This window comes from Acidovorax sp. BLS4, assembly GCF_032929295.1.
GTDB lineage: Bacteria > Pseudomonadota > Gammaproteobacteria > Burkholderiales > Burkholderiaceae_C > Paracidovorax.
Genome location: NZ_CP136797.1, coordinates 982,647 through 1,008,995 on the forward strand (window position 1 = coordinate 982,647; position 26,349 = coordinate 1,008,995).

Annotated in this window: 23 protein-coding genes; 13 read left to right on the plus strand and 10 right to left on the minus strand. The window is 56.0% G+C overall.

The window, feature by feature from the left end:
- Nucleotides 1-100 precede the first annotated feature (100 nt).
- Nucleotides 101-1,387, plus strand: coding sequence for a hypothetical protein (locus R1Z03_RS04595; RefSeq protein ID WP_317357266.1), 1,287 nt, complete (start codon nucleotides 101-103; stop codon nucleotides 1,385-1,387).
- Between the two features lie 86 nt (nucleotides 1,388-1,473).
- On the opposite strand, the gene R1Z03_RS04600 is transcribed toward R1Z03_RS04595, so the two are convergent.
- From R1Z03_RS04600 to R1Z03_RS04615, 4 genes are read right to left on the minus strand one after another with little or no spacing between them, the layout of a single operon-like run.
- Entirely contained in the window at nucleotides 1,474-2,439 is a 966-nt protein-coding gene (locus tag R1Z03_RS04600) for a hypothetical protein (protein ID WP_317357268.1), read from the minus strand.
- Nucleotides 2,427-4,331, minus strand: a complete 1,905-nt coding sequence (locus tag R1Z03_RS04605) for a hypothetical protein (protein WP_317357270.1) — start codon at nucleotides 4,329-4,331, stop codon at nucleotides 2,427-2,429. The genes R1Z03_RS04600 and R1Z03_RS04605 overlap by 13 nt, the downstream gene beginning before the upstream one ends.
- Nucleotides 4,328-5,587, minus strand: coding sequence for a metallophosphoesterase (locus tag R1Z03_RS04610; protein ID WP_317357272.1), 1,260 nt, complete (start codon nucleotides 5,585-5,587; stop codon nucleotides 4,328-4,330). The genes R1Z03_RS04605 and R1Z03_RS04610 overlap by 4 nt, the downstream gene beginning before the upstream one ends.
- An 18-nt stretch (nucleotides 5,588-5,605) precedes the next feature.
- Nucleotides 5,606-6,469 carry a Dam family site-specific DNA-(adenine-N6)-methyltransferase gene (locus R1Z03_RS04615; RefSeq protein WP_317357274.1) on the minus strand — a complete coding sequence of 288 codons (864 nt, stop codon included), beginning with the start codon at nucleotides 6,467-6,469 and terminating at the stop codon, nucleotides 5,606-5,608.
- A gap of 30 nt (nucleotides 6,470-6,499) precedes the next feature.
- On the opposite strand from R1Z03_RS04615, the gene R1Z03_RS04620 reads away from it, so the two are divergent.
- On the plus strand, nucleotides 6,500-7,483 hold the full coding sequence (locus R1Z03_RS04620) for a hypothetical protein (RefSeq protein ID WP_317357276.1): 984 nt from the start codon (nucleotides 6,500-6,502) through the stop codon (nucleotides 7,481-7,483).
- A gap of 203 nt (nucleotides 7,484-7,686) precedes the next feature.
- Here the strand turns inward: R1Z03_RS04620 and R1Z03_RS24920 are convergent, their stop codons facing one another.
- Complete coding sequence (locus R1Z03_RS24920) at nucleotides 7,687-8,139, minus strand: DUF4124 domain-containing protein (RefSeq protein ID WP_372588234.1); 453 nt, start codon at nucleotides 8,137-8,139, stop codon at nucleotides 7,687-7,689.
- A 59-nt stretch (nucleotides 8,140-8,198) separates the two neighbouring features.
- Entirely contained in the window at nucleotides 8,199-8,813 is a 615-nt protein-coding gene (locus tag R1Z03_RS04625) for a hypothetical protein (RefSeq protein WP_317357278.1), read from the minus strand.
- Between the two features lie 158 nt (nucleotides 8,814-8,971).
- Here R1Z03_RS04625 and R1Z03_RS04630 point away from each other — a divergent pair, with 158 nt between their 5' ends.
- Nucleotides 8,972-10,177, plus strand: a complete 1,206-nt coding sequence (locus tag R1Z03_RS04630) for a hypothetical protein (protein WP_317357280.1) — start codon at nucleotides 8,972-8,974, stop codon at nucleotides 10,175-10,177.
- Nucleotides 10,178-10,189: 12 nt separating this feature from the next.
- On the opposite strand, the gene R1Z03_RS04635 is transcribed toward R1Z03_RS04630, so the two are convergent.
- Nucleotides 10,190-10,447: a hypothetical protein gene (locus tag R1Z03_RS04635; protein ID WP_317357282.1), complete on the minus strand. Its 258-nt coding sequence runs from the start codon at nucleotides 10,445-10,447 to the stop codon at nucleotides 10,190-10,192.
- A 159-nt stretch (nucleotides 10,448-10,606) separates the two neighbouring features.
- Entirely contained in the window at nucleotides 10,607-11,158 is a 552-nt protein-coding gene (locus R1Z03_RS04640) for a hypothetical protein (protein WP_272565963.1), read from the minus strand.
- Nucleotides 11,159-11,234: 76 nt separating this feature from the next.
- Here R1Z03_RS04640 and R1Z03_RS04645 point away from each other — a divergent pair, with 76 nt between their 5' ends.
- From R1Z03_RS04645 to R1Z03_RS04675, 7 genes are all read left to right on the plus strand, one after another.
- Nucleotides 11,235-11,555: a helix-turn-helix transcriptional regulator gene (locus tag R1Z03_RS04645; RefSeq protein WP_317357285.1), complete on the plus strand. Its 321-nt coding sequence runs from the start codon at nucleotides 11,235-11,237 to the stop codon at nucleotides 11,553-11,555.
- A 368-nt stretch (nucleotides 11,556-11,923) separates the two neighbouring features.
- Complete coding sequence (locus tag R1Z03_RS04650) at nucleotides 11,924-12,577, plus strand: TnsA endonuclease N-terminal domain-containing protein (RefSeq protein WP_317357287.1); 654 nt, start codon at nucleotides 11,924-11,926, stop codon at nucleotides 12,575-12,577.
- A complete protein-coding gene (locus R1Z03_RS04655) occupies nucleotides 12,574-14,469 on the plus strand; it encodes a Mu transposase C-terminal domain-containing protein (RefSeq protein ID WP_317357289.1) in 1,896 nt (631 codons plus the stop codon). The genes R1Z03_RS04650 and R1Z03_RS04655 overlap by 4 nt, the downstream gene beginning before the upstream one ends.
- Nucleotides 14,466-15,365: a TniB family NTP-binding protein gene (locus R1Z03_RS04660; RefSeq protein ID WP_317357291.1), complete on the plus strand. Its 900-nt coding sequence runs from the start codon at nucleotides 14,466-14,468 to the stop codon at nucleotides 15,363-15,365. The genes R1Z03_RS04655 and R1Z03_RS04660 overlap by 4 nt, the downstream gene beginning before the upstream one ends.
- The gene (locus tag R1Z03_RS04665; protein WP_317357293.1) at nucleotides 15,352-16,899 is read left to right on the plus strand and encodes a TniQ family protein; all 1,548 of its coding nucleotides are present in this window, start codon (nucleotides 15,352-15,354) and stop codon (nucleotides 16,897-16,899) included. Before R1Z03_RS04660 ends, R1Z03_RS04665 begins: the two co-directional genes overlap by 14 nt.
- 21 nt (nucleotides 16,900-16,920) lie before the next feature.
- Entirely contained in the window at nucleotides 16,921-18,630 is a 1,710-nt protein-coding gene (locus R1Z03_RS04670) for a hypothetical protein (RefSeq protein WP_317357296.1), read from the plus strand.
- A gap of 178 nt (nucleotides 18,631-18,808) precedes the next feature.
- The gene (locus R1Z03_RS04675; protein ID WP_317357298.1) at nucleotides 18,809-19,381 is read left to right on the plus strand and encodes a hypothetical protein; all 573 of its coding nucleotides are present in this window, start codon (nucleotides 18,809-18,811) and stop codon (nucleotides 19,379-19,381) included.
- 276 nt (nucleotides 19,382-19,657) lie between these two features.
- On the opposite strand, the gene R1Z03_RS04680 is transcribed toward R1Z03_RS04675, so the two are convergent.
- On the minus strand, nucleotides 19,658-19,975 hold the full coding sequence (locus tag R1Z03_RS04680; RefSeq protein ID WP_317357301.1) for a hypothetical protein: 318 nt from the start codon (nucleotides 19,973-19,975) through the stop codon (nucleotides 19,658-19,660).
- Nucleotides 19,976-20,563: 588 nt separating this feature from the next.
- Nucleotides 20,564-21,415 (minus strand): tetratricopeptide repeat protein, encoded by an 852-nt coding sequence (locus tag R1Z03_RS04685; protein ID WP_317357303.1) that lies wholly within the window; start codon nucleotides 21,413-21,415, stop codon nucleotides 20,564-20,566.
- A 653-nt stretch (nucleotides 21,416-22,068) separates the two neighbouring features.
- On the opposite strand from R1Z03_RS04685, the gene R1Z03_RS04690 reads away from it, so the two are divergent.
- The 3 genes from R1Z03_RS04690 (at nucleotide 22,069) to R1Z03_RS04700 (ending at nucleotide 26,226) form a co-directional block, all read left to right on the plus strand.
- Nucleotides 22,069-23,103 (plus strand): hypothetical protein, encoded by a 1,035-nt coding sequence (locus R1Z03_RS04690; protein WP_317357305.1) that lies wholly within the window; start codon nucleotides 22,069-22,071, stop codon nucleotides 23,101-23,103.
- A gap of 338 nt (nucleotides 23,104-23,441) precedes the next feature.
- Nucleotides 23,442-24,506 carry a S1C family serine protease gene (locus tag R1Z03_RS04695; protein ID WP_317357307.1) on the plus strand — a complete coding sequence of 355 codons (1,065 nt, stop codon included), beginning with the start codon at nucleotides 23,442-23,444 and terminating at the stop codon, nucleotides 24,504-24,506.
- A gap of 355 nt (nucleotides 24,507-24,861) precedes the next feature.
- Nucleotides 24,862-26,226: a S41 family peptidase gene (locus tag R1Z03_RS04700; protein ID WP_317357309.1), complete on the plus strand. Its 1,365-nt coding sequence runs from the start codon at nucleotides 24,862-24,864 to the stop codon at nucleotides 26,224-26,226.
- Nucleotides 26,227-26,349 lie beyond the last annotated feature (123 nt).

A 26,349-nucleotide genomic window follows, 5' to 3' on the forward strand; every position in this document is an offset into this window, starting at 1 on the left:
CAACTCCTCTCTAGTGAAAGGCGGGCGCTCAGCACCCCTACACTGGGTTTCAACATCGCGCGATGCAGTTGACGAAATACAAATCCACCGGGAGTTGAAGTTGGGTGCAAAGTTCTCCGAAGACCAAGTCCATGAATACCTCTATCAGCGAGGGCTGGAGACGCTCATAGAGGACGTACCTGAAATTGACGCCGATCCGGAAGCGCTGCCCCCTATGGAAGAAGACGTCGACTTTGAACTCTGGCGCATCCTAAAGGCAAGGGCCGTCGAGAAGATTGAGGCGCTTCACCACACCATCCGATACGGGCGCTTCCTTGGAAGCAAAGTCAAGCTGCCAACTGACAACACTAGACCAATAGAACTAGATCTGTTTGGGGAACATGAGGACGGACTCTTCATCCTCGAACTCAAAGTCGACCGCTCAGCGGAGCGAAACGCCTTCTCGGAGTTGTTGGCATACAGCAACTACATCGCAGGCATTTTTCCACTTTCAGGGCACAAGGACATTGCCAACGTCCTGGTGGCCAACCTCGACAACAAGATCACCAAGCAAGCGTACCTCTATGACTTGCTAATCAACGACCGGAACGTCATCGTCTACAAGCCAGTTTTTTCAGATGGAACACTTCAGAGTTTGAAGTTGCAGTTGCATCTGCCGTCAGATGAAGATTTTCTTCATCTGACGAACGCCCTGCTGTCACACAACGCCATGTCATGCGTTGTAGCATCCTTCAGTGACCTCGAAGGATGGTTTGATAGTGAAGAAGAGCATGGTGACCTTCAGAGCCATACAAAAAAGCACTTATCGGGGCTGAGTGCCTACGCGGCGCAACTTATGGAATCGGAGCACCTTCATGGGTTCTGCTTCATCCGAAAGCCGTGGCGCGAAATTCCCCGACACCACCGAAATAGCCTAATCATCTGTGCGCTCAACCCCTTCCAAATTGCGCCAGAGGATCGAGCGGACGCCATCCTTGAGCAGATTGGCGATAGTGACAGATCGTCATTCTTTGAATCCCCTCTATACGGCTTTCATGGACGGCTTCTGAGGCTAGCTAAGCGCGCAGTGAATGACTGCCTGACGCACAACTACGACTGCGAGTTAGAGATGCCGAGTTGGAGCGCAATGGTGGTATCCGCCCAAGAGGTCGTGTTCACGCACAATTTCGCATTCCAGCCGACAGGTGTACTCCGCGAGGCATACACCTACTACTTGAATCGCGCCTACGCGATAGAGGCTCAAGGCGGAAGTGTCGATGACCATTCGCTCCTCAAGATCAACGAGATCAGGAATTGGTTACGCGCTTGGGAATTCATGGAAATGTGTGGTTTCAGCGGTGACGAAGCTGCAGACTCGGATGTTCATCTCGATTCGGAAGATGAATAGCAGCCACGAAACTGACCCGACCTGCCGGCTCTCACCGTCTGCTGGAAGAACCGCATTCAGCTAGGCCATTAGCCCAACTACCATCGCTAAGTGCTGGCAGCGGATTCTGATAAAGGCTCAATGCGGCAGGCCATGATCACGGAATGAAGCGATGGCTGACTCATGTCGGAACTGCTGGTGTTCTCGCCATCGACGAACCAGACGGCGGCCTCTTCGATGACCATAGCAACCAAGAGTGCTAGCCCAAAGAAGATCTTGGGACCGAATGGTAACAGGATGGGGCGCGCTACGTTGCGCATACCACGCACCAGCGACAAGAGCGTGTGATAGGAATCGATGGGCGACAGCACCTGGTATTCCAGTTGCTTAGTCTTACGTTCGAGCAGCAATTCCTTGTTCTGCACCTGCACCTCACGGAGATATTTCTCCTCGGGAGAAATTGGAACGAAAAGCCAAGTGTCGCTCGGTTCCAGATACTCCGCTGCGCCGATGGCCTTGCCTTTCTCGTAGCCAAGGGCGATGACCAACTCGATCGGGTTGTCCGGCGCGGCCGTCCAGCCTGCAAATTCACTGTTAACCGGTGCAATGCGCCGAATCGCCGTCGACCAGCGCACCGGTGGCTTGACGAAACGCGCTAGGCTGTAGGCAATCTGCAGCTCGACGGGGCCCTCCTTAGCTAAGTCCTTTACTGCGGCAAATAGGTCGCCGATGTGCTGCCGAGCTAGGCAGGACAGGTCGATGAGAATTGATGCAACTCCAGTTGTGTCACGCGCCAGCGTGCGAACCGTCTCACACGTCGCAGCGCAGGATAGCTGCTCGACCTGTTGGCGGCGCAGAGACTTGGGGTCGGTTGGGGCGGGAGTGTCGCAGACGGCGACGACCCGCGAATCACCAGTGGCTATTTCTTCCTGCAGGAGATCAAGAAGGTGGCCTCGGCGCGAACCGGAGTCTGCGGCAATAACCATGAGGGATGGTGCCTTGCTCAGACTGGCGGTTGGGCTTTTACCCTCGATCTGCCTTTGCCTTAAGTTCAGGACGGCTAGTTCGCCCATAGGTCCCCCTGAATCATTTCGTCTGTGAGATTCGTGGACAAATCATCCAGGCTAACCGATGCTTCTGGCTTTGCCTCAAGGATGGTTGTGAGCGACACCGGCTTCGATTTACGCATTGGAAGCTTGAACACCGGCGCAAGCAAGTAGGTCAGGCGGAACTGCAAGCCGCGCAGCGTACGGAACCCGCCGACATCGGCAGCAATCTGGTAGCAGACTATGGCACCATGGTTCACGGCGATTCGCAGGGCATGCTCTACGTCGTCGCTGACGCGCTCATCGACTATGAACGACATAGGTGGGTCTTCGACGAAGGTCGACTTAACAAGCCGGTTGTGGAAATAGTTGCCGATCTTGTACAGAACGTCGTAGATGGGCGTGGAGGTCTTAATGGAGCCAAACTGTTCGTTGGCGACGGATTGCAACATTTCAGCGTAGCGCTGGCAGTTCCATTGCACCCCCGCGGTCTGCTGGGGCGTCGGTACTGGAAACTGGACTTGGTCGCTGTTGGACATGATGCGCGTGATGAGACCGATCAACCAGCGTGGGTTACCCTCGCTGATTGCGGCAATGGACTCCCAGCCTGAGTAGGCCGTGTTAAATGGCTTCACGCCGCGTTTATTTCCAACGCCGCTGCCCTTGTAGGCATTGCGGAAGGCAACTAGCGGCGCTATTTTGCGCAGGGTGTTGCCGTGGGGATCGCTGGACCGCATACCCAACTCACGCGACAAGTCGACCTCCTTACGACGCAGGAACTCCTGAAAAGTCGAGTCTTTCTTAGCCAGCGATTGGAACTGCTCAGCGACCTGTTTCTTATTGCGACCTGTAAGGATGGATAGTCCGATCTGCGCGGCGTCTTCGCTGTCATCCACCACTGCATACGCCGAGGTGCCGAAGACCTCGCTCGGCATCTTGCCGGCGAGCGCGGGGTAGGTGCTGCTGCGCGACAAGAACACCTGCCGGCAGAACTCGCTGGCCTCGGTTTTGTCCGCGTACCAGAGTTGGATTTGCTGAACATCATTGTTCTGGCTCGGTGGGGCGATGGACTGCTGGTCATAGAGCAAGTCCGGGCCGCAAGGAGCGAGCGCCACCTTAAAGAGGAGCTTCTGCGCTCCGCTAGCGCGCATCGCTGCCAGAACGGTCTTTTGCAAGTGCATGGGCGCTACCTCGAATTCGTCGAGCAGCAAGCACCAACGATGGTCCGGGCGGCGATAGGCTAGGTCAAAGGCCTGTAGGGCCTGTGAGGCGGACTCCAACATGTCCATGCCCAGATATTCTTGGGTAGGAATGCCGGGGAGCTTAAGCTTGGCCCGTAGCCTGGCGTCGCGCTTGATGTCCAGCAGCCGTAGCCTTAGAGCGTCGACCAAACTGGCCGTAGACAACGATTCGGGCTGGACTTTCCACAGCGTCCCGATTGTCGCTATCACTTGCTCCAGATCGGGCTGAGTGGGTTCGCTTGTTGCAGACTCGCCTTCAGGCACAAGGCGCGATACGGGGTTCCGCGAGACATGGCGGTCCATGCCGGTCGCCACAGCAAGCAGCACGTGTGTGACAAAAGCTGCCTCAGAGAATAGGATGCCAACGGTCTCTTCCTGGCCTGCTTCCAGCAACGATTCAAGCATCGTGCCCCAGGCGATGTCTGAGGGAACGTAGATGCCGGTGTAACCGACCATCTTCTGGTATGGCTCGGCAGCGACGCTGGTCCATGCCTCCTGGCCTTCTACGCTGAGCATTTTGAACAGCGTGGTCTTGCCGCCGCCTCGCGGGCCTACCAGCACTGAATTCCAAGCACCGGCTAGCTGAGTGAACTTCGTGGACGGCACAAACGTTCTTGCCACGTCGGCATAGGACATCGCCTTGGCGTTGAATGGCTCGAGGAAGGTCTGGCGACTCATGGGGTTGCCTTTTCGAGTTTGGTCCAGCGGCCATCCCTGCTGTCGACTTGGATATGTAAGCTGTAGCGCGAGCGTAGGCGCTCGCGGACCTGATTTCGGGCCTCCGGGGGGAGTAGATCAGCGTCGGGCACTTGGCGAATGACTTCGCTCCAATCCATGGGCAGTGATGACAGCGCAGCGATGTCGGTGATCACGCGACCTGCGTCTCGTGCACCGAAGGCCGCACCATCGTAGATGCCATCGCCGTCCGGTCTGGCCGATTCCCAGCCACGACCTGTGGACCAGTCCCAAGTCTGGAACCGACCTGTCAGCCCGCGAGGTTCAAGGCGGACCTTGAGTAGGTAGAACTGGTTCCTCACAGTGCCCTTGACGGACTCTATATGTATTGCCAAGCTTGCAGCACCGAAAACGATGGGCTGCAGGCCATTACCCGATGCCTGACCCAGCCGAGCCTCATGCTTGTGACCATGCACGACTAGCCAGTCGCCTTGGTCGGCTAGGAGCTTCAGCAGTTCCTGCCCGTTGTCCACGAAGTCGTGGGCGCCGGCTCCGTCCTGGGTGTGCGACTCCGGCGGGTGATGCATGATGGCAATGCTGATCTTCTTCGGATCGCATTGCCTTAGCGTGACCTTGAGTTCGTCGACGGCCGAGGGAGGAAAGGTGCCCCGCTCATGCTCGAAGTCGTCGTGGCCGTGCTCGCTGCAGCTATTCACGATCAGTATCTGGTACCTAGCTGCCGTCAGTAGCAAAAGACCGGCGCCAAAGTAGCGCACTCGGTGATCCCGTCCCTGCAGATGGTCCGTGTCGCTGCGGGTCACCGATGGATAGGGTGGGTGTAGGCACTTAAGCTGCTCGAACGCGCCGTAACCTGCTTTGAGGTTGCGGATCACAGCCTTCTTGAGCGATTCGGACTGGCTGCGTGACGCCACGTCGTGGTTGCCTGTGGCACTGACCACGTGCTCGCAGTTCATGCGCTCGCCTAGGTCGACCAGATGCTTCCAACCAGCAGCCAATGTGATGGCGCTGCTTTGAAAGGCGATGTCGCCCGGGCACAGGATCGCGTCGGCCTTCAGTCCCTGGGAGGCTACCAGCGCGTAGAGTCCCGCCCAGGGGTTAATGTTTGGAGCGTTGCTGGCGAGCTCACCTCCCTTCTTGATCTTGAGATGAGATCCGTGCTCCTCGGTGAAATGCGGATCACCCAGGATTGCAAAAACAGCTTCAACTGTGCCTTCCTCTTGCTCGCAAGCATCCTCCACCACAGGCTCCCTTGGCTATTAGTTTGTCAGGATATTACCTCGCGGCCAGTCGTAGTTGGACAGTAACACCTCATCGGCTGACCTCCGAGCCGCCGTGAAGCCTGCGACGTTGCGCGTGACGGTGAGATCGTGGCGCCGCCACTTCTTAAGCCCCTGCAGCACGGTCATGGCCGGGGAATAAGACAGCAGGACCTTAGCGCCGCGGCGATCAGCCGCCCGCAGCGCAGCGATCAGGCGACGTTCGTCTGCCTCGCGGAAGGCATTGCAGCCGTACTCGCCACGGTCACGCTTATCACCTAAGGCATAGGGTGGGTCGAGGTAAACAAAATCACCGCTCCCTGCCTCGGTCAGGATCTCTTCGAAGTCGCTGCAGCGAAGATCCGCCGCCCTTAGCCGTCCTGCGAACGCCTTGAACGCATCAAGGTTGGGCATAAAGAGGTGACCCTTGCCGCGCGCTACGTTGAATTGGCCTGCACGGTTGGTTCGGTACACGCCGTTGAAGCAGTAGCGGTTGAGGTAGACGAACTGTGCTGCGCGTTCGAAGGCGTTCAGGCGCTCGCGCGGGATCGCGCGGATCACATAGTAGTCGTCTGGTGTGTTGCCCAGCATGGAAGCTTTTTCCCACACAGCGCGTGGGTAGCGTTTCACGATACGGTAGGTCTCGATTAGCGACTCGTTGAAGTCGCCAAGGATCGCTTTACCCGCACCCAGGCGCAAGAACAGAACGGCAGAGCCCGCGAAAGGCTCGATATATCGTTCGGCATCGTGGGGCGCGGCCGCGAGCAAAACTGGAAGCAGCTTTTTCTTGCTGCCAGCCCAGCGAAGTAGCGGCTCAACCGTAGCTGCGGCATCCGAACTCAGCACCAAAGAATTGACTTGCATGACCAAGGATTATGAACATAAACTTGGTTTATGCAACTTTCTCATGTCATTTCTTTTGCCGACGCTGCAGTAGCGTGGATCTGTGACCGTGACAGCCGTCTAAGCGTGTCAACCGAGCGCGCTTATCGAGGCGAGATCAACCGAATGGCGCAGTTTTTTGCGATGAAGTACGGTGGGTTGGCGCTTGGAGAGTTCACCCAGAAGCAGTGGGAAGACTACGTTGGAGAACTACAAGGGGTGCGACAGCATGTCGTCACCTGTCGGGATGAGGCACTCTCTCCGTCGTCTGCTGCGCAAGCGATTAGGATCTGCACGGCCTTTTTGCGTTGGTCCCGGGATGAAGGTTTGCTTTCCTGGGCACCGAAGATGCCCTCGACCTTCGGCGGCAGAAAGGCGGAGCCCAATTCGCGCCGGCCTCTCGTCGACCTTTCAGCCGATGCAGAGCCCCTCCATCCGGCGCTCGAAGCCTTGTTGATAAAGGCGCCTGAGTCCGAAGCTACGCAAGATGTGCTTCGTGCCCAACTTGCCATAGGTCTGGCGTATTGGGGGGGGCTGCGCTCGTCGGAGATCGCAGCACTGCGCTGCGGTGACATCGCAACGAAGGGAAATACCGTTGAACTGCACCATCCGCGACTGGATAGTGTAATAACCATCTTAGGAAACGTCGCAGCTACTTGGCACCAGTATTGCGTGGTTAGGGAAGAGGCGGGCGACGTACTGACCCGAAAAAGTCCCGTGGTCGCGGCTCTCTGCTCGAATGAGCCGATTTCCGCGTGGAGTGTCTGGGCACTGATTGCTCAATACGTCGAAATCGTCACGGGTGTCGAGAAGCTTTATTCGGCGCAGTCATTACGCCGCTCCCGCGTTACAGCTATGGGTGCGAGATGCGCTCCTGATATCGATGAACTGTCGAAATACACCCATCGTTGTCTTGTGGACTTCGCGCCTTCAGTCCGAAACAGGTCCCCGATGTCTCGGAATCCCGTCTTGAGGGCGATACAGTCGGGCGAGTAGGCGCTGTTGATTTACCCCTAATGGCGATTGCCGCCGCTCAGGCCGGCGGATTAGGCAGCTCAGATTAGCCCGGAACTGACTTTGCAACTATTGCCCGCATCACTGAAGAGTGAGAATCGTTTAGACAGCGGCAAATGACTGGGATTTCGCTGTGCCTAACAAAAGCCGCCAAACCTGGGCGGAATACGCTGCATCCTCTGCGATCAGCACTTGAGCCAATAAAATTCTCTGCGTGCCTCGTATAGCTCTGCCTCAGCGCGGAGCCTAGTCTCTCGGTTGGCTGCAGCAGCACGACCTTCTAACTCAGGCAGTTGAAGATCCAAAGACCTGCACTGCAACTTATCTCCGGATGAAAGCCTGGACCTTCGGCGTTCCACATCCATTTGTTCGTGCGACATGCCCGTCAGAGGGCGGAAGCCATCGTCAAGCAGCTTGCGGTGCTCATCACGCTGAACCTCGGCGCCTTTTCGAGTGACGCCGGTCATTTTGTTCACCCCTTGGGTTGGGATGGCATCGATCACCTTTGCTCCCACGCAAGGCTCATGCGAGTACCCCACCTTCCCGTTTTGCTCACAGCGATAAACCGCCTGCTGCGCCTGTGCGGCCAGCGGCAACAGGGCGAGCCATAGAAGTCTTTGCACTTTTGTTCCCTCCACCGGCCATTGTGCAGAAGATCTTCACGATGCTTGCAAGGCTTGCCGGGTTGCAAGTCCAATCACTTCAAGCGGTAGTGCCCACGCTCTCCTTCCGTCAAGCGGCCCATTTGTTTCAGCCGATTGATAGCGACAGCGATTGAGCCTTTCGGAATGCCCGCACCTTCTGCGATCGAGGCTTGCGTCATCTGTGACCAGGCGCTGCGAGTCAGTACTCGCTCGAGGTAAGTCAACACCTTCTCGTCGTTGGAACTGAGCGATTGGGCCTTGAGCACGCCAGATGACTGGGTCTTGGTTTTGGAACTGGCCCGGACGCCTTTGACTGGAGTTGGCTTGACGACTGCATCCTCTGCCTGGGCCTGCTGACCAGGCGAAATCTGAGGTGATCTCCGCAGCGGCAAAGCCTGCAGCAATTGCAAGTCATTCTGAGCCAAAGAGGCGGCAGTTTGATAAGCCGTGCGCAGTTGTTCTTCGATGGCTTGAAGTTCGTGGGACAGGCGGGCCACGGTTCGAAGTTGGGCATAGGCGCGGTCAGCCTCGGCGCTGAATGGCAGGCTTGCTACGGTATCTACCACGCTCTCGGCGCCGGATCGAACCTCCTGAGCCATGGCTTGCTGGGCTGCATAGAGTGATTCACCGGCCTGTTGCAAAAGTGAAAGCGTGGAACGGCTGAGCATGAAGGGCCTCTCAAAAAGCAAAGCACTCACCAGGAGCACACCCTTGGATGGTGCCATAGGGCTTAGAGCACTGACGCCCGCGCGTCGACTTCTGCGACCACGTCCAAGCGATATGTTGCAGAATGTTCTTCCTAAGCACACAGATGCAGGGAGGGGAAATGATCACATCACGCAGCCATCGCGCAACCAGTCTGTTCAGACTTGGCTCGGGGATAAGCACTTCGGGGCAGGCCTTAAGACAGATGCTGGCAGTGCTGTCAGCGTGCCTTCTTTCCAGTGCGGCCCTCGCATTCCAGATCGCCCCGATGGGCTCCGAGTTCGAGGCGCGGTTGACCAACGAATCCGAAGCATCACTGGCGCGAACCGCGGACAGCCTGGGCATCATGATCAAAGGCCGGGTTCACGAAGAGATCACCCAGATTGGGATGGGCTGTCCAGTCGATCCATCCAGCTTGGCTTCCGATAAGACCTGTGGTTTGCGAGATCGCCCCTTTGCCTCTGCGTATGTCATCTACGGCGTTCGATGGAACGACCTGCCGCCCTTTCGGCTGTCGCCGGATGAAGGAAATTGCACTTACCTCGGGAAGTCATGCAATGTGGCGCAGACCATCCGATTCTCTACACAGCCATTGTGCTGGTACTGCCTTTTCAAGGATGCGGAGAAGAAGGCGCAAAGCCGCGCCATTGTGGGATGCAGCAAGGAGAAAGGCGCGCTTCAGGGGAACGTGATGACGCGTTCGCATTTTGGGGATCTGCAATTTCTGCATGCGATGGCGAGCCAGGAAGGCGTGCATCCTGGAGCGACCCGTGCCAAAGTACTCGATTGGCTGGAGTTCGCCTGGAAGGTCTCGTCACGAGAGATCAAGTCCGACACCTTCCTGCGAGACGTGCAGATCCCGACCGTACAAGAACACTTCGGATGCACAGAATGGCGCGTTGTCGACCTCTACATCCTGGGTCAACAAGACAAGCTGGGGCGGTATTTGCACCAAGTGGCCTTTGGTTCGGTGCTCCACACTGTGCAGGATTCGTTTGCTGGAGCCCATGTCTCTCGTGAAGCGCTGCTGCCTGGTGGCATGTGCGCAGATACGACCTACGAGGCCCCGCGCCGGATCCTGGAGTTTCACACCTACGGAGCGCAAGATGGGGCGCTGCATGACGAGCAAGACAGTCGCGAGGCGATGACCAAAGTCAGCGCGGCCGATCGCTGGCCAGATGCCATCGAGGCAACGCGCAATCTGGTGCAGTTCTACGAAGAGCGCGCGGGTTGGACCGATGTCCAGCCCTACATGCAGTGCCTGTTCGAACTGGCCGATGATCGAAGAGATTCGTCGCCAGGAGCGCCGTACAAGCGATCACCCTGAACTGCGGCGCTCTCACTGAGCGTTGTTGGCCCGTTGATGTAGAACTGCACCCGTTTCATCGGGAATGAACGTTCCGTCTTCGAGCAACCGTCCATGGACCACTGAGCCATCGGGAGAGGTCTTCCACGCTCGGTCCGGGTGATCGCCATCGAAGTTGACGAGATGCTGCCCCTGAAGGTGTTTCTTCCGGATCTCTTTACTTTCAGGTCCCACCAGCCAGATCAGAGCGTCGATCAAATCCTTCGGTTTCTCTTGCGTCTTGCTGTTCATCACGCTTTCCTCCAGTCGAGAACCAGTGACCCATCAACACAAACGCCTCAGTGACGAACAGCGTCTGCTGAGCTTGCATCGTTTGGCTCATTAATTGATGAAAAGCGTAGCGAGCAGACCCGGCAGTGTCCAGAGGGGGGTCAACCGACAACGTCCGTCTCAAACCAGCCGAACCCCGGGAATGCGCTTCAGCGTGGCGGAGCATTGCTCCAACATGTCCAGTTGGTACTGCATGCCTCTGACCATGTTCTTGCCAGTGCGTCGCAATATGACGCCACCGCCGATGATGAGGATGCCCACAAAAACAAGGATGAGCGGAATCCCGATGATGATCATGGCGATGCCGCCCCAATGCATCAGCTTGCCCATCTTGCGGGCCTTCTCGATGTGAGCGACGGTGTCCTGCGACCCGCGCGCCTTCATATCAATTCCAAACGTCGGCTCATTCGGTCTGCCGACCGCGACCAGCACGGTCGCCACATCACCGCTCTGAACATGCTGACCGGATACCAGATGGAAGGAGCAGCCTTCCACGCCCTGGGCTGCCCGCAGCTTGGTCAGTAAATCCGCAAACACCGTGACGTTGCGAACACGCCCAGCATCGCGGAATTCAAGGTAATTGAACTTGGTTGCATCCACATCGCTTGTGGATGTGCCAACTTCCAAGAGCTGGTCGTGTACCACCTGTGGTTGCCAAGGCTTGAGGCTCATTCTTACTCCCGTTCAGATCTCAAATGTACGAATCAGTGTGTGTATCAATGAGTATACATAGCAGAGAGTTCCGGACGTGCCAACGCAGAGCCCGTCCACCCCAGCCAAGAAGCGTCGCGTCGAATTCGATCCGCGCAAAAGCCTGGGCCTGCGTATCAAGGAACTGCGTGTGGAGCATGGCCTCACGCAAGAAGAACTGTCAGATCGCAGTGGACTTTTCCGCACCTACATGAGTCGGATTGAGTCGGGGCAGGCGAATCCGACGCTCACCATGCTTCATCAGATCGCTGGAGCGTTTGCGATTGACGTCAGGGATCTGCTGACCCTTCCCCAAAACCAAAGGCCTACTCGTGTTCGGGCGACTGCGACTGTCTCGCGTGGCCGTGTGAACAAGTAGCTCTGTTGTGCTGGCCCAATAGGGCTGTCAGGGGGTGTACCCTCCAGATCAATGCACACTAATCCGTACATTCTTGAAGGGCTATTGTGCTTCGCTTCTGGCGCGAAAGCATGGCGTAAATCTGAATAAATATCTGTGGGCCTCAGGTGAGTATTGGGGCCGCATGCAAAATTTATCTGCCTACACTTGATACGATGCTATCAATTTGAAGTCGCAATATGGCCGGCTATGTGCATACCGTTTTGTGTGGTCCTCTGCCGCTTGCGGTTCGCTCCGCAACGGCGTGATGCGGCGCCAAGGAAGACTTGCGATTTAGGACGTACTCACCAAGAATAAAGTGGTCTGCAACCCAAGATTGAGGCCCCGCATTGATTCCGACTGAGCCAGTAAGACGAATTCCTATATCAACTCGAAGCATTACTGGGCAACTGGGCGGCAACGAGTTCGAGTCGGCTCTGGAGCGAGATCTGCTCATGCAATTGGCTTGGGACAATGAAGTCGCCTCGCGGCTTACCCAACCCGTGAAGATCAAGTATTGGCACGAAGGTAGCCTGCGTACTTATACGCCAGACGTTTTAGTGACGTTCGAAGTCGGGGTCGTTTCGGGATCTCCATTGCTCTGCGAGGTGAAATACCGCAGAGAACTTTCTAGCAATTGGAAAGAGCTGAGACGCAAATTCCGTGCGGCGCGTCGTTATTGCGCTGAACGTGGATGGCGTTTCGATGTGTTCACGGAAGAAGACATTCGCGTGGTGCGGCTAGAGAACATCAAATTTCTATGGCGATACATCCATTCAGATATCAATGCAGAGCATGCGCATCATCTACTAGAGTGCCTGAGGCATAGCAAGCCGCTGGTTCTCGCTGAAATCGTTCGCGCCGTGGGGGCAAAACGGCAACTCGAATACCCTGGGCTGGTCTGGACATTTTGGACGCTGGTTGCCAAGAAGCAGATTGAGTTTGACGTTGATCGGCGCATTGGGACCGATACCTTGTTTTATGTTTCCGGAGGGGGCGTGTGAGCGGCGATGCGTTGAGAGTCAGCGCTGGAGTCAGGGTGGTCAAGGGCGGAGGTGTATTCACCGTCCTGGACTTTGTCGACCTTGAGCATGTCGTACTTCAGACTGCCCAAGGCCAGGAGATAGTGTGCAAGGTTGGCGATTTGCAGCTGCTCTCTCAACAGACTCAGGACGCACGATGCGGCGATCTCAGCGTAATTAGTTCAGAGGCATGGAGCAGGGCATTCGAGGTCTACAGGCACATCAAGCAAGTACTCACGCTGCCTCGCGCTGAAAGAGCCGCTGCAATCAAGAAGTCGGCAGCAGTTCTGGACATGGGGAGTTCCTCCTTCTACAAGTATCTTGCGAAGTACAACGAGAAGGGGCGGATTTCCAGCCTGCTGCGCAAAGGTCGTTCTGATCGGGGAAGAAGTCGAATTCCCGAGAGTGTTTTGCAGATAGTGAATGCTTGTATAGCAGATCACTACCTTACCGAGCACCGAAAGTCGGTTGCAAGCGTATGGGAAGAAATAGACCGTGCGTGCAAGAGCGCGAACCTGAAAACCCCGAATCACACCACGGTTCGCTCCATCATTTACCGGCTCGATCCGGCGACGGTTGAAGCCAAGCGATACACGCGTAAACGCGCTGATGAAAAATTCGCGCCGCTTCTAGGTGCCTTCCCTAACGCGCAGTTTCCTTATGCTGTAATACAGATTGATCACACGCCAATGGATGTGATCATCGTGGACGATACGCATCGCAAGCCAATTGGGCGAGCCCATTTGACCATTGGGCTGGATGTTCGCAGCAAGATGGTGACCGGTTTCGTGATCTCGATTGATCATCCAGGCGCAATGGCCACTGGCTTATGCATCTTGAGGTCGATTCTCCCAAAGGACGATTGGCTAATTGAGCGCAGTATTCCTCAGGAACTGAGTTGGCCATGCTATGGATTCATGAGAACGATTCATACCGACAATGCCAAAGAGTTTCGTGGGTCCATGCTCAAGATCGCTTGCGAAGAGTACGGCATCGTGCGCGAGCTGCGTCCTAGAGGACAGCCGCAATACGGCGGTAATGTCGAGAGAGCTTTTCGGACCTTCATGAAGAAGGTCCATGAAGAATTGCCAGGTACGACGAGGTCGAGTGTTCACGACAAGGTGGATTACGACTCAGAAGGCAAAGCAGTGATGTCCCTCGCCGCACTGGAGCGATGGTTCACCGTCTACTTGCTGGGGTACTACCATCTGCGCCCTCACAAGGGCAACGATGATCTTGCACCGATGGAGGTTTGGAAGCGCGCGCATCTGACGGGTATCGACGGATTGCCTCCGCTGGGACTGCCCCCACCCATTTCGCCAGAGAAGGCGGAGCGGCTTCGCCTTGACCTCCTTCCGTGTTTTGAATCAACTGTTCAGCAATACGGTGTCAGGAGCTGGAGCATCGACTGGTACTCCAACAGCATCCGAAAATTCATTGGGGAAAAGAGCTCTGACGGAGCGGCCCGTAAGTTCATGTGCCGCTTTGATCCAAGCGATCTTTCCCAGATCTGGCTATACGACGATCGACTGAGGCAGTACATACCTCTCCCGTACCGCGTTGCATCCCGTCCCCCAGTCAGCCTATGGGAAGTCAGGTGGGCCAAAAAGCGCTTGAAGGAAGAGGATGCCCCGACGACCAATGAAGCCTTGATCTTCCGATGCATCGATCTGATGCGTGAGATCGTTAAGGAAGAGTCGGAGCACACCAAATCGGCACGCCGCAAAGCCCAGAGGCAGAAGCAGTGGTCTAAACCGAAAAAACAAGCGAGAGAGAAACCGCCGAGTACTGATCCTGTCGAACCGCAAACGGATGACGAGCCGTTGGTCTTCGATGGCCTCGAATTGCTCGACGGGTTTCGCGAGGCCGAATGACGAGTCAAAGACATCTCCTACCGAAGGCGCGTGAACTGCTTGATGCGCAGGCCGGCTCCGAGGAGCGGATTGCGCATATCAAGAAGCCTATCTTCGTTCCATATCCGCGTGGTACCGCGCTCCTGAACGACATGGAGGAACTGCTCAAGGCTCCCAAAAGCAGTCGCCCCCCCAACCTGTTGATCATCGGCAGATCCAACAATGGGAAGACCCAGTTGCTCAGAGAGTTCATGAATCGCCATCGGGCGGATGAGCGGCCCTCTGGCGACACCACGTTTGCTCCTGTCGTCTTCGTGCAGGCCCCGCCAACCCCGAGTGATCGATTGTTCCTGGACCGAACGCTGCGCGTCTTCAACATCGAAGCACGTCGCAGCGCATCGGACAGCGACAAACTCCAATTGGTCTTGGATCAGCTTCGTGCCTGTGAAACCAAAGTCTTGTTGATCGACGAACTGCACTCGATACTCGCAGGACCGGTTCACCGGAGAGAGGCTGTCCTCAACACATTCAAATATCTGTCCAACGAATCAGGCGTTTCCATCGTTGCCGCAGGAACGCTGGCTGCTCGTGACCAACTCCTTGCTGCGAGTGAGCTGGCGAGCCGCTTTGATGTGAAGTCTTTGACCAAATGGTCTTACAAGGGGGAAGATTTCAGGAAGCTGCTGTGGGCTTTTGAAACGGCGCTCCCCCTGCACGAGCCATCAAACCTTCAAGAACCACAAATTGCGAAGGCCATTTTTGGGCTATCCGACGAATGCATCGGCGGTGCAGCTCGCGTGGTTCGTGATGCAGCGATCGCCGCATTGAAGGCTGGACAAGAGTCCATCACTCTCGCAGCCGTTGAGGCGATGCAGCACAGGCGGGATGCTGATAAGGGCGATGGTGAGCGCATCTGACGAACTAAAGCTCTGGCCAAACCACTTCAAGCCGTTGCCTGGAGAGTTGCTTAGCAGTTGGCTGATCCGGTTGGCCCATGCGCATGGCTACAAGGTCGAACAGTTGTGCAGGCTGCTGCTGGGGCCCTTCCAGCCGATGTGGAACCGTGACATCGACAGATGCCTTACGCCGCAATTGCGGGACGCATTGCGTGCAGTGACTGCCGCGACAGATGATCAGTTGTCTGCTGCAACGCTCAACTCGTACGCCGGCTACATCAGTGGGAATGTGAATTCCAACGGCTTGTCGATGTGGATCACTTCACTGGCGGTCTACCATCGCACTAGAAAATTGCCAGGATTGGCCTGCTGTCCGATATGTCTGGCATCTGGCCCAGAGCCGTATTACAGGCGCATTTGGCGACTCTCTTTCGTGACGGTGTGTGTCAAGCACCAAGTGGAGCTCATCAATATCTGCCCGCGCTGCGACTCTCCCTTCAATCCACACCGTGTCGATGTCGGGTCACAAGGGTATGCCCCGCGGAGAGGCTTGCTGGCGAGGTGTGCAGCGTGTGGGTTTGATCTCCGACACCACGTACCCAATAAAGCGGCAAAAGACTTGGTCAATTGGACAGATCTGTTGGCCGGCGCTGCCGAGCGCGGATATCTGGCCTGGCATGGAAATGCCGATCTCCATTCGGTGTTGTTCTTCAACGGTATCCAGCCGGTCACCGAGGCGCTGGTGTCCAAAGTGGTGGGAGTACGGGGCGGGATCGATACAGCTCCCCTGCGAGCTAGAAGAGAGGCCATGGAAAAACTGCGAGAACTGCTTGTATCTAGTCCTGCAGAAATCTGCGGCATCACAAAGTACTACGGCCTTACCTACACAGACTGCATCCGGAAAAAGGAGTCACCACCGAGTTGGCTTCTGAAACATTTTTCCGATCTGAAGCTTCGTCAAAACAGAAGGCAAACGCCCGAAGAGTTCGCGACAATCGCGAGGATATTGGGAGCAAAAGTGGGACGTGTTTCGCCCACCATGGCCAAGCTTTACTTCGGAATAGATGCGACGAGAAAGCTTCCGTCATATTTCTACAGCTCTGTCTCAGACAACGCATTTGAGCAACTCATGGTCTCTCTCGACCATTTGATATCGGAGACATCGGACCAGCCTGGCCGCCTCGCGTTGCTGCAAGACAAGCTGGCCTACAGCTTGGTTCGGATCATGGGTTTGACAGCACCACGTCTTGCCGACATCACGTTGGATGAAGCAGCGCAGTTGCTGCCTCGCAGGAATTTCTTAAGGCACCCTGGTTTTCGTCCAGTACCGACCACCAGCGAAGAGCTGCGCGATCACCTGTGGTGGCACATCCGGAAAATTCGCCCCACGATTGTCGGCGCTGAAAACACCCCGCGCCTTTTCGTTTCTTGCTACACAGGTCGGCCGATGAAAGTGACAGTCTTTGGCACCCGCTTCACAAGAGCCTTGAAGCGCACGCGGCTTGAATCATTGATCGCGGACCTGGGTGCGCTTCGTAGGCGCCCCTCCGACTAAGTCCTTCCGTCTTTCACTTCTATGAGCAACCAATCAACCCAGCAGAACGCTCCTTTCCGCATTGAAAGCCTTGACCTTCCGTTCAGCCCGCGCGTTCGTATCGATTGGTTCGGACCTTTGGAAGGTGGTGCCGAAAAGAGCGTAGTGGTTGTCGTATCCCGATGGAATGGATTTCTTGAGACGATTGGTGACTTTGAGGATCGATGTCTGGAAGTCAGGCTCCCAATTGCCTTTCTGCCTCTGTTGAGAATCGGGGACATCTGGGAAAAAGGCGTGCGTTGCGATCGCATTGAGCGCACCAGAGAGCGGTTCGACTCACTCCAGATCGATGCATCCACATCGAAGACTTTCGCCATACGAGCCAACCTTGCGTCGCCGCCGGAGCCTGCAAATTTTGCCATCCCGTTTTCTCAATACGATGGATACAAAAAGCACCTGGGATCGCAAGTGGTCCGGGTGCAAATCGATAGCACGCGATTTTTGGTCGTTCCGTCCATGGAACTGTTTCGCTTCTACTTTGGAGCATCCGGCTTGCTGCTCAAGACGATGGTCTCTGGCTCGGTGCCACCGCATGAGCTCCTGTCTGGCGCTCGAATTGATCGGCAGACCGGAATTGCAAACATCAATCTTCGGCAAAGGATGCCCAGGATTGCGGGTCCGGTGCTTGCTCGGATCGCACTGGATGATGCAGCTAACTACGCTTTCCGGCAAATCATCAGTTCCGGCCGAACAGCTTCCATCAACGGGGAGCCCTGGTATCCCAGAATGGGATTCCCCATCTCTGGTTCAACGAACTTGGAGGCGCTTGGATTTTGGTTCGAGCAGGGTGATGAGAAGACCTTCGTCGCGCTACAACTGCTGTCTTGCTCCCACCCCTTCCCATTCGAAAAGCTTTTCATTCACTACCAGGATTCCTCTGGAAGTGATGCTCCGCAAAAAGTCACGCTCAATGTGAGGCCCAAAAGTGCTGAAGGAGGCGATCGTCGAACGCTCAACTTGGCGTCGAGACCCATCAGCAAGAGCAGCGGTTTGACGGTATCGATTGATGGTGATGGCGAAGATCCTGAGCCATTTCCGGATCTACTCAACAAGCCCGTGAAACGCGGCGGGGATGTTCAGGTGACCGTCAGGCCAATCGAAGAACTGCCACCCAACTCTGCAAGCTTAGGGGGAGTGCAGGGACATGCTCTCCACGGTGCCGATGCAGTTTCGTCGGGGAGAAAGTGGGCCGTAGAAATCCCCGATCTGCTGCTGCTCCTCATCGCGATGTTGGAAGAAAAAGGGTGGGCTTCAATACCATTTCCGAATGGCACCATTGCGACCAGTTTGATGACTGATGCATTGCCCAGCAAGTCAATTGGACGCTGCAAGGTTTGGTTCGCACCCCTTCAATTCAGACCTGACCAAAAAGCCGAGGCACGCTACCTTGCGTTGGCGGTCCTCGATACCCCGCTGCTCAGAGATCTACCAGAGCTTGCGGCCCTCAATATGCAGGACGGATCTGCCTGGGATCTGACGATACGTACAAAGGACGTTCTGGCCGCTACTCAATGGGGCGCTGCGCAAGGAGACGCGTACGAGCCAACGCATGAAGCAAGATATTTCTCGTCAGCAGAAATTGAAGAGGCCATTTCATCTTCAAACTTGGCAGTACTGTTGTCTGACATAGAGCAGCTGCATGGCCAGGGCCAACCATTGACGGCTGATCTCGACGCGCCCTTGTCAGATTGAAAGCTTGTCTTGTTGGCGACCTCCGGCATAAATACATTTCAAGTTTGAGGCCGGACTATCCAATCGTTAAGCACATCTGGATTTTGGTAGCCACGACGAAGTCAATTCCAGAGTCGAAGGTTGCTAATATGGGACGCTGTTCGTAGCTAGCGAAACAAACACTTTTTGGGAGGCTAGGATGGTCAACTTTGTAGCTTGCAAGAAAAAAGTCAAAAACCGCGGTGCGGCGCCCGAAAACTTCCTGATGGAACTTGTGAAGTGGGCGAAATCTGCCCCAGATGAAGTCTTCATAGAGCGTCCGGGCCACGAGATCTACGCAGAAGTTGCCGAGCAACTAGGACCATATCCTGAGCAGGATTTGACGCACCGAAAAGCAGTTTTGCTCGAAGTATTGCGGGTGCTGGGAGGTTTTGAAAGTTCGTGGAGATGGGAGGAAGGACGCGATGTCACTAATCCCGCTTCAGACAAGCCATGCACGATGGAAGCCGGTATCTTCCAGGTATCCGGTGATTCAATGGGCTTTGACTCTTCGCTCAAGACGTTCGTCAAAGAAAAGATCGGTACCCTTGACTGCGAAAAATTTCGTGCGGCAACCAAGTCTGATCACCTTTTCGCGATCGAGTACTGTGCCAGGCTGCTGCGCTTTACTATTCGTCATCACGGCCCTATTCGGGACCATCACATTGACGAATGGCTTAGCAAGGAAGCTGTCGGTGAGTTTCAAGCGGCCTTGTTGGAGAGCCCGCTTTAAGTTCTATAGGGACGATATATCCTCAAGAAACGCGCCTCAGCCATGCTAAGCGAATTTGAGAGGGCCGCTCACCAGCGATAAAGGTAGTGATTGGCTTTCCCCAGTTTCTTGGACGCTTTACCTAGCCCTTTAAGCGCTGTCGCTCCTCAAGTTGAACCAGGCTTAGGTAGTGCAATTTTGAGTGTTTTTTATAGGTTGTAGAACCACTCGAATTGGGTTTTTCAGACCTTCTCTAGCAGGCTTGATTAGCTCGTAGCTATGATGAGCCCATTAATTTCAACGGGTGAATAATGTTTGGGCACTACTGCTGATTAATGGGGTGACTTCAAATCTTTTTAGATTGGTAAACTGAAGCACTGCCTTGATGGCCTTGGCTGAATCGTTTTGATTTTTGGCATGTATCCTGCACGAGGCATTTGATAATTCAAAGTCAACATACTCTTCGTCAGAGTCGATAATTTTTAAATTATCGCGACCGACGATTTCCTCAAGTAGGGACGCTAGCTGCATACCAGTATGCACAAAAACCCCTGTGTCATCCCACTTTTCATAGCGTACAAAAAAACCGAAAAATTTGGGCCCCATAATTCCCATAATGTCTCCTTATAAAATTAGACAATTTTCATGCGATGCTAGATATAAAATGCGATATGAAGTCCCCGCAGCCTGGGTCTGGGTCAGTGTCGTGGTCATATTTCCAGCCAAAAGTACGAAGAGCTTGGGTGTAGGAGGTTGACTCCCAAATTTGGGAAATCGTCACTTTGTTGGCATATCCGTATGTGTCCGGCCATACTATATTGAAGTGATCGCCATGTTCGTGCATTGGCCCCCCCGATGGGGGATCGTAGAGACGATGGATCGAGTGTCAATAGATGAGCACACGCGCCGGCGCGAGTACACAGGGCTGTTCAAGGAGACGGTGCTGGAGCAAACCCGCCAACCAGGAGCATCGGTGTCCGCCGTGGCGTTGAGTCACGGCCTGAACCTCATGGTGCACCGCTGGCTTCGCGAGGAGCGCCAGCGCGTGGCTCTGGAACGGCTGCAGGGCACATCGGTTGCATTCGTGCCGCTGCAGTTGCCCGCGGTATCTCTGGCGGCTGTCCTGAATGACTCGATTTTGAATGGTACGCAGATCGCTACCAGCGAGCCAGCCCAGGACATCCGCATCGAGATTGGCGAGTGCTATCCACCTTGCTGCAAGGCTCGAACCTTTTCGACGAACTCGAAGAATTTCGCTCGTTGCTCGGGAAATCGACTCTGACCTTCTTGAAAAATTGACTCTGCTGCTTTGAGTTTGCCAAGCTTCATAAGGCACTCTCCTTTGGAGAAAAACGCTGCTAGTCCGTTCGGATTGACTTTCAGCGACTGCTCGAAGTCGCTTAGCGCTTCTTGAATCTTTCCAAGCTCCATGTAGGTAAACGCACGATTGTCAATCGCCTCATAAAAGAGGGGAAACAGGCCGATTGCTTGGGTGTACTCGGCGATCGCATCCACTCTTTTACCCTGATCGCCCAGGGCATATGCGCGCTTGTAGTGGGCATTCGCTTTGCGAACAATCTCCTTCGAGTCCTGGCCCGTAAAAGCAACATAACGAGGGAAATTTGTCAGCTTGAGGTACTCGATGAAGCCAGCCAGTTCATCTCTAGAGGGTGGCTGATTGCCAATGCGCTCCCAACCCTGACTAAAACTACCTGCGTTTATCGGCGCGTGCCAAATTAACACAGGCGTGTTCGTCAATGATTGCATCGTAGGCTTGAACGGCACTGACTTGTACGTCAGACAATGCGCGGCTGCTGATCCATCCGGCCAAAGATCCACCGCCAGAATCCTGATGGCAGACCAACCATTCTTATCCTTCTGAACAATGAGATCGCCCGGTTTGACTAAGAGTTTTTCCTTTGCGTCTTGACGATCGCTGGTTTGAGCAGAGGAGATTCCGATCGCGGCAAAGATGACGGCGCAAAGCGTAGCTAGCTTTCTGAGCATGATTGATGGAGTGCGCATTGAGTTCAGATCGAGTGTATCGACTGCCATAGGTGACTTTTCAGCAGGCGGCTGATTGACCGCTTTTGAACAAGAGTGGTTGCCTGAACCTGGCCCTGACTGCCGCTGATACGATGGCTGCCATCGGCCAAGAGCGTTCGGTCGAACTGGAGGCAGAGATTGGACAAACCACGTAGCAGTACCCCTGAGCCGTATGTCGTAATGCATGCTGCGGGCGCGACTGTTGAGGAGGTTTACAGGCGTGCTAAAAGCGATGGCTTTAAAGATATCGACTGTGCGTTCATAGTTGCAGGCTTGTTTGGCTTGGACTTCCGGCACACGCGACAAATCGGAGTCGCTTTGCGTCACGATGCGGCGACGCCACAATAGGCACTATCGGCCAAGGCGGCCGGTCTGAGGGGCGGGACAATTCGGCCAAAAGTGGTCTTTCGCTGAGAGAGCCAGCGCTGCCTAGTCGCCGTCATGCACGGCTGCTTAGCAAAACCAGTAGCAGTCCGGCGACGTTTAAACCCATGCCGACCACGATGTTTAGCGTCAGTGGTTCTTGATGGCAAACGTCTAAACGCACCTCAAGCGCCTGATCTGCTGCTGGCGGCATATTGCGATTGAGAACAAGATATACCAGCCAGGGGGGGCGGATGCGGGTGATGCGGGATGCGGCAGATGGGTTAAGAGGGGCTGTTATGAAAGCGATCGATGCCGCGGCATCGGGCGTGCCCGATGAGGCGGCTGAGGCGGCGTTGGCGGAGCGGACGGAGGCTCTGCCTCTGGACCGCATGGCGCAGTGGGAGCAGGTGATAAGGTACGCGGTGGATTCATACCGCCGGGCGGTCCCGGTCGGTACGCATTTGCTTCGTCATCGAGGCTCGGCATGGATTGCCTTGTGCAGCGGCAGTGGTTTTGACCGGGAGCATGCGCTGCGTGCCGTGCTGGCCGGGCCTGTGGCGACTGCCTCGTGGACCTTGATGTTGAAGGGTTGGTTGCCACGTGTGGGCCGAGCGACCATTGAAGTAGTTCCTCCCGTGAGTGTCTTCGTGCTGGCGCTAGCGGTGCGTCGGCTGAACGACTGGGTTCCGCAGGTGCGCAGCGCGGCAAGGCAGTGCCTGCCGGCGCTGGCCACTGCCGCTGGATCGAAAAAGACAGCGGAAGCCCTCAGGGCGGTGCTGCCTTTCTGGACAGAGTGGGGCCGCCTGGAGCCGGTGGACCGGCAGGTACTGGATCAGTTGCTGGAGCAACCCGGGGTTGCAGAGGGAATACGGCACATGGTGATCTCCGGAACATCGGGCCCGATGGCCGAACTGCTGGCGCAAGTGTCACGAACGGCGGTGCTGGATGCGCACTGGAGCACGATTGCGCAGGATGCGATTCAGCCCGCTGTGCGTGCGCGGGCCTATCGCGCACTGCTGGTGGGCAAAGTGCTCTGGTTGAAGGAGCGCCGCTGGCAGTGGATCAACAAGGGGCTTTATTTGGGCCGAATGGAAGCGGTCTTCGGGCAGCGACGCCTGGATGCCGCTGCGCCCTTTCTGGAGACCCTGGCGAGTGCTGCCAGCGACCGTTCCGCCTATGTACGACGGGAGGCCGCCGAGGCGCTGTCCCGTGAGATGAAGGCGCTAGGCGCCACGGCGCTGCCCATTGCCTTGCAACTGGCGGCGGACCCAGTCCCATCCATAGCTCAACGGGGCCGCTATGTTCTGGAGCGGCTGGAGCCGGCGGATTGAAGGCGCGTGTGCGGCCGTCAATCGCGTGATGGTGTGGCCAATCTGACCGTACCGCGCGTCACCGTCCGCTAGCGAACGCACCAATGCCATCAGCCCATGCTGAAAGAGCGCAGTTCCGGAGGCTGAGTCGTCAATCTGAAAGGCAGAATTCGGCTAGGAGCCGACATTCCGAGCATGCGTAGTTGGGAGCCTGAAAGCGGTCATCCAGCCTCATCACACGCATTGTGGATGCAAGCCGCTATCGTCGCGGAGCTCAATCGGCTGCGAACGGTGGCTGAAACAAAAGAATCGAACGAGAAGATCATCCGGAGCTGCAGAGAGTTGAAGAATATCTGGCCATGACCCTCAAACTTACGGAAGTCTCTTTTACCGCTGTCGTCATCCGGAAACTCGGACTCCCTCTGATCTTTCTAGGAGTTGCTTTCAATAGTGCTGCGCAGGAGCCTTCGGCGGAAGCGCTGGTGTCTCGTATTCAAGCAGCGATTGTTTCAATCCAAGTGACGTCGACACCCGAAGCCGCACAAGCGAGTAAGGTGCAGTCGTCTGAAGAGTTGGTTCCGGCTCGAATTGTGGCCACTGATGGGCGAACTGTTGGATCGGGAACTCTTGTCTCGGCTGATGGACTCATTCTTACCATTGCGTCTCTTTTTGATCCATCTGGAGAGATTTTGGTTACGACGGAAGGAGGTCGAGAGTACAAAGGGAAGGTCGTCGCCCAAGACCGGCGCACAGGCTTCGCTCTAGTAAAAATCAATGCACAGGGGATGGCTTACTTGGAGGCAAGTAATGCCAGACGTCTCGCCCCGGCAGAGCGGGCGCTAGGATTGGGGAGGACCACGCTAGGTGGCTTCTCTTCCTTAGTTGTATCTGACGGATTGGTCACCCTTGCCTATGACGAACGGATGGATACACCGCCATTTATCCAGACATCCGTTCCCGTTTTGCCAGGAACAGGTGGCGGGCCCCTGATACGACAGAAAACCGGAGAGTTCGTCGGTGTCATCAGTCAACAGTACGTTCCTCGCGTTGGGACGCCCATTACTTTCGCAACGCCAACGAACGTCTACCTTTCGATTGCGGAAGAACTTCTTGAGAAAGGACGTGTCGACCGAGCGGTAATTCATACGCAAGTGAGTCTCTTGAATTCCGAGCAAGCTCGTCTAGCGGGAGTCCCTGCTGGGACGGGCGTGGTGATACATGCGACTCGTAGTGACGGACCAGCGGACCGGGCGGGACTTCTAGTGGGTGACATAGTTCTAGCGGTAGACGGCACTCCGGCGACTTCGATCAATGCGTACGTCCAAGCAATAAGCAGCAAAAAGCCAGGCGTTCCTATTGATCTGAAAGTATTTCGAAGAGGGGCGATGCTAGACATACGTGTGGTTGGCGATTTCGCGCCGTAGTGCTGGCACTGCTAGAGGTTGCAGACGACAAACAGAAGTCGGTCAAAATTGAGTGGACGACTAGTCAACAGTCGGCTATCAGCAGACATCCACCTGGGTCCTCAAATGTCGCTTCCAGAACTTAAACCCGTTCTCCAAAAGATCGACCATATTCGGGACGTCCCGGGTGCTCGCGACGTTTTCGAGTCGGTGCATGAGTGGGTTGAGGCGGCTCAGACTCCTTCTATGGCTCAAAGCGCCTGCTCACGCATCATCACCATGAGCCATCCCCGAGCCTGGGGAGACTGCGTCATCGACGAGGTCACACTTCCTCAAGGATGGATAGCCTACCTACACGAGTTGGCCGAAGTCGCGAATGCGTGTGCCCAACGCGTATTCGAAGCAAATCATCAACAGTCGAAGCCGTAGGAATCCGATGCGTTACTTGCGAACATTGGTGACAGCAGGCGCCTTGGCATCTGCTTGGAGCGCCATAGCCCAGAGTGCGTCACCCCCCGATGCTGCTGACGTCGTGCTCGCCACGCCTGCGTGGATCGAATTCAGAAACCTCGTCGATAAGCACTACGTGGAGCTGGTATCTGGGCCGTCGTTGGAGGGGCACTGCCGGCAGGCCGCTAAGCAGAACCTGGACGTAACCTCATCCCCTGCCTTGGCGACGACGGTCATCGAGGCCTGCCTGACCGCTGCGGCGGCAAGCTTGCGATACAACACTGAATACCTAAGCATCGCAAACCTACGGGAATTCGACGCCGCGGCAACGCAGAAGTTCGTGGGGATTGGGTTGGAGATTACCCAGGAAGACGGCTGGCCCAAGATCGTGAACCCCATTGCTGGCTCGCCTGCAGATCGAGACGGGCTACAGCGAGGTGACCTGATCGTCAGCTTGGAAGGGTCGGCTACCCGGTACATGCCACTTCAAAAGGTCGTACAGCGTATGCGTGGAGAGGAGGGCACCATCCTGAACCTGGTGGTGAACCGGCCCGGCATATCAGAATCGCTGCGCTTCGCTGTGGAACGTGCGCCGATCAGGTCGCGCTCCGTCCGCTCTGCGGTGGTCGCCCCCGGCGTTGGGTACCTGAGGATCGTGCAATTTCGGGCCGAGACGCGAGCGCAGGTCATCGAAGAGGTCGCCAAAATTCGCTGGTCGAATCGTGTGGCGGCCGCAGCGGTACCCACGGATCAACTGGTACTTGACTTGCGCAACTGCAGCGGTGGCTTGCTCGATGCCTTGACCGAAGTGTCGGCGCTGTTTGTTGCGCCAGGTACGCCTGTCGTGCATGTGGAGAGTCGCGTGCCGGGGACGATGAACACAAACGGGTCCATTGATGACGCGTCCGCGAAGTCGCCACCAAATGTTCCGCTGCTTGTGGACTGGCCGCTGCGCCGCTGGCGCCTTGTTGTACTAGTCAACGAAGGAACCGCCGCCGGCGCGGAGAGCCTTGCGGTGCTCTTGCGTCAGCGGAGAAGCGCTATGCTGCTAGGGCAGAAGACCTATGGCTTCGGGGTGATTCAGTCGATTAAGCCAATGAGCGCGGGCGGAGCAGTGCGCATCGCGACTGGCATGATGACGGTGCCGGAGGCACCGCCTTGGCACTCTATCGGGGTTCAACCGGATGTAGAGGTGCCCGCAACGGCCGAAAGCTTCGAGCTTGGTGATGTCGCACGGGACACCCAGTTGCACGCCGCAATTGCGGTGCTGGCTGCGCCAGTGCGCCAGTAGTGCACTACCGTTGTCCTACACGCGGATAAGCTGGGCCTGATGGCAGCGTTTGCCATAGGCTGGAAAGCGTTGAACAGTTAATGCGCAAGGCCGTGGAGGCTGCTTCAGGCGCCGGATGGCCTG

What these genes read in the sequence shown, in the direction of transcription:
- R1Z03_RS04600 (WP_317357268.1), bottom strand. Translation starts at nt 2,439, where the DNA reads ATGGGCGAACTAGCCGTCCTGAACTTAAGGCAAAGGCAGATCGAGGGT.
- R1Z03_RS04605 (WP_317357270.1), bottom strand. Translation starts at nt 4,331, where the DNA reads ATGAGTCGCCAGACCTTCCTCGAGCCATTCAACGCCAAGGCGATGTCC.
- R1Z03_RS04615 (WP_317357274.1), bottom strand. Translation starts at nt 6,469, where the DNA reads ATGCAAGTCAATTCTTTGGTGCTGAGTTCGGATGCCGCAGCTACGGTT.
- R1Z03_RS04620 (WP_317357276.1), top strand. Translation starts at nt 6,500, where the DNA reads ATGCAACTTTCTCATGTCATTTCTTTTGCCGACGCTGCAGTAGCGTGG.
- R1Z03_RS04625 (WP_317357278.1), bottom strand. Translation starts at nt 8,813, where the DNA reads ATGCTCAGCCGTTCCACGCTTTCACTTTTGCAACAGGCCGGTGAATCA.
- R1Z03_RS04630 (WP_317357280.1), top strand. Translation starts at nt 8,972, where the DNA reads ATGATCACATCACGCAGCCATCGCGCAACCAGTCTGTTCAGACTTGGC.
- R1Z03_RS04635 (WP_317357282.1), bottom strand. Translation starts at nt 10,447, where the DNA reads ATGAACAGCAAGACGCAAGAGAAACCGAAGGATTTGATCGACGCTCTG.
- R1Z03_RS04640 (WP_272565963.1), bottom strand. Translation starts at nt 11,158, where the DNA reads ATGAGCCTCAAGCCTTGGCAACCACAGGTGGTACACGACCAGCTCTTG.
- R1Z03_RS04660 (WP_317357291.1), top strand. Translation starts at nt 14,466, where the DNA reads ATGACGAGTCAAAGACATCTCCTACCGAAGGCGCGTGAACTGCTTGAT.
- R1Z03_RS04670 (WP_317357296.1), top strand. Translation starts at nt 16,921, where the DNA reads ATGAGCAACCAATCAACCCAGCAGAACGCTCCTTTCCGCATTGAAAGC.
- R1Z03_RS04675 (WP_317357298.1), top strand. Translation starts at nt 18,809, where the DNA reads ATGGTCAACTTTGTAGCTTGCAAGAAAAAAGTCAAAAACCGCGGTGCG.
- R1Z03_RS04680 (WP_317357301.1), bottom strand. Translation starts at nt 19,975, where the DNA reads ATGGGAATTATGGGGCCCAAATTTTTCGGTTTTTTTGTACGCTATGAA.
- R1Z03_RS04685 (WP_317357303.1), bottom strand. Translation starts at nt 21,415, where the DNA reads ATGGCAGTCGATACACTCGATCTGAACTCAATGCGCACTCCATCAATC.
- R1Z03_RS04690 (WP_317357305.1), top strand. Translation starts at nt 22,069, where the DNA reads ATGAAAGCGATCGATGCCGCGGCATCGGGCGTGCCCGATGAGGCGGCT.
- R1Z03_RS04695 (WP_317357307.1), top strand. Translation starts at nt 23,442, where the DNA reads ATGACCCTCAAACTTACGGAAGTCTCTTTTACCGCTGTCGTCATCCGG.
- R1Z03_RS04700 (WP_317357309.1), top strand. Translation starts at nt 24,862, where the DNA reads ATGCGTGTGCCCAACGCGTATTCGAAGCAAATCATCAACAGTCGAAGC.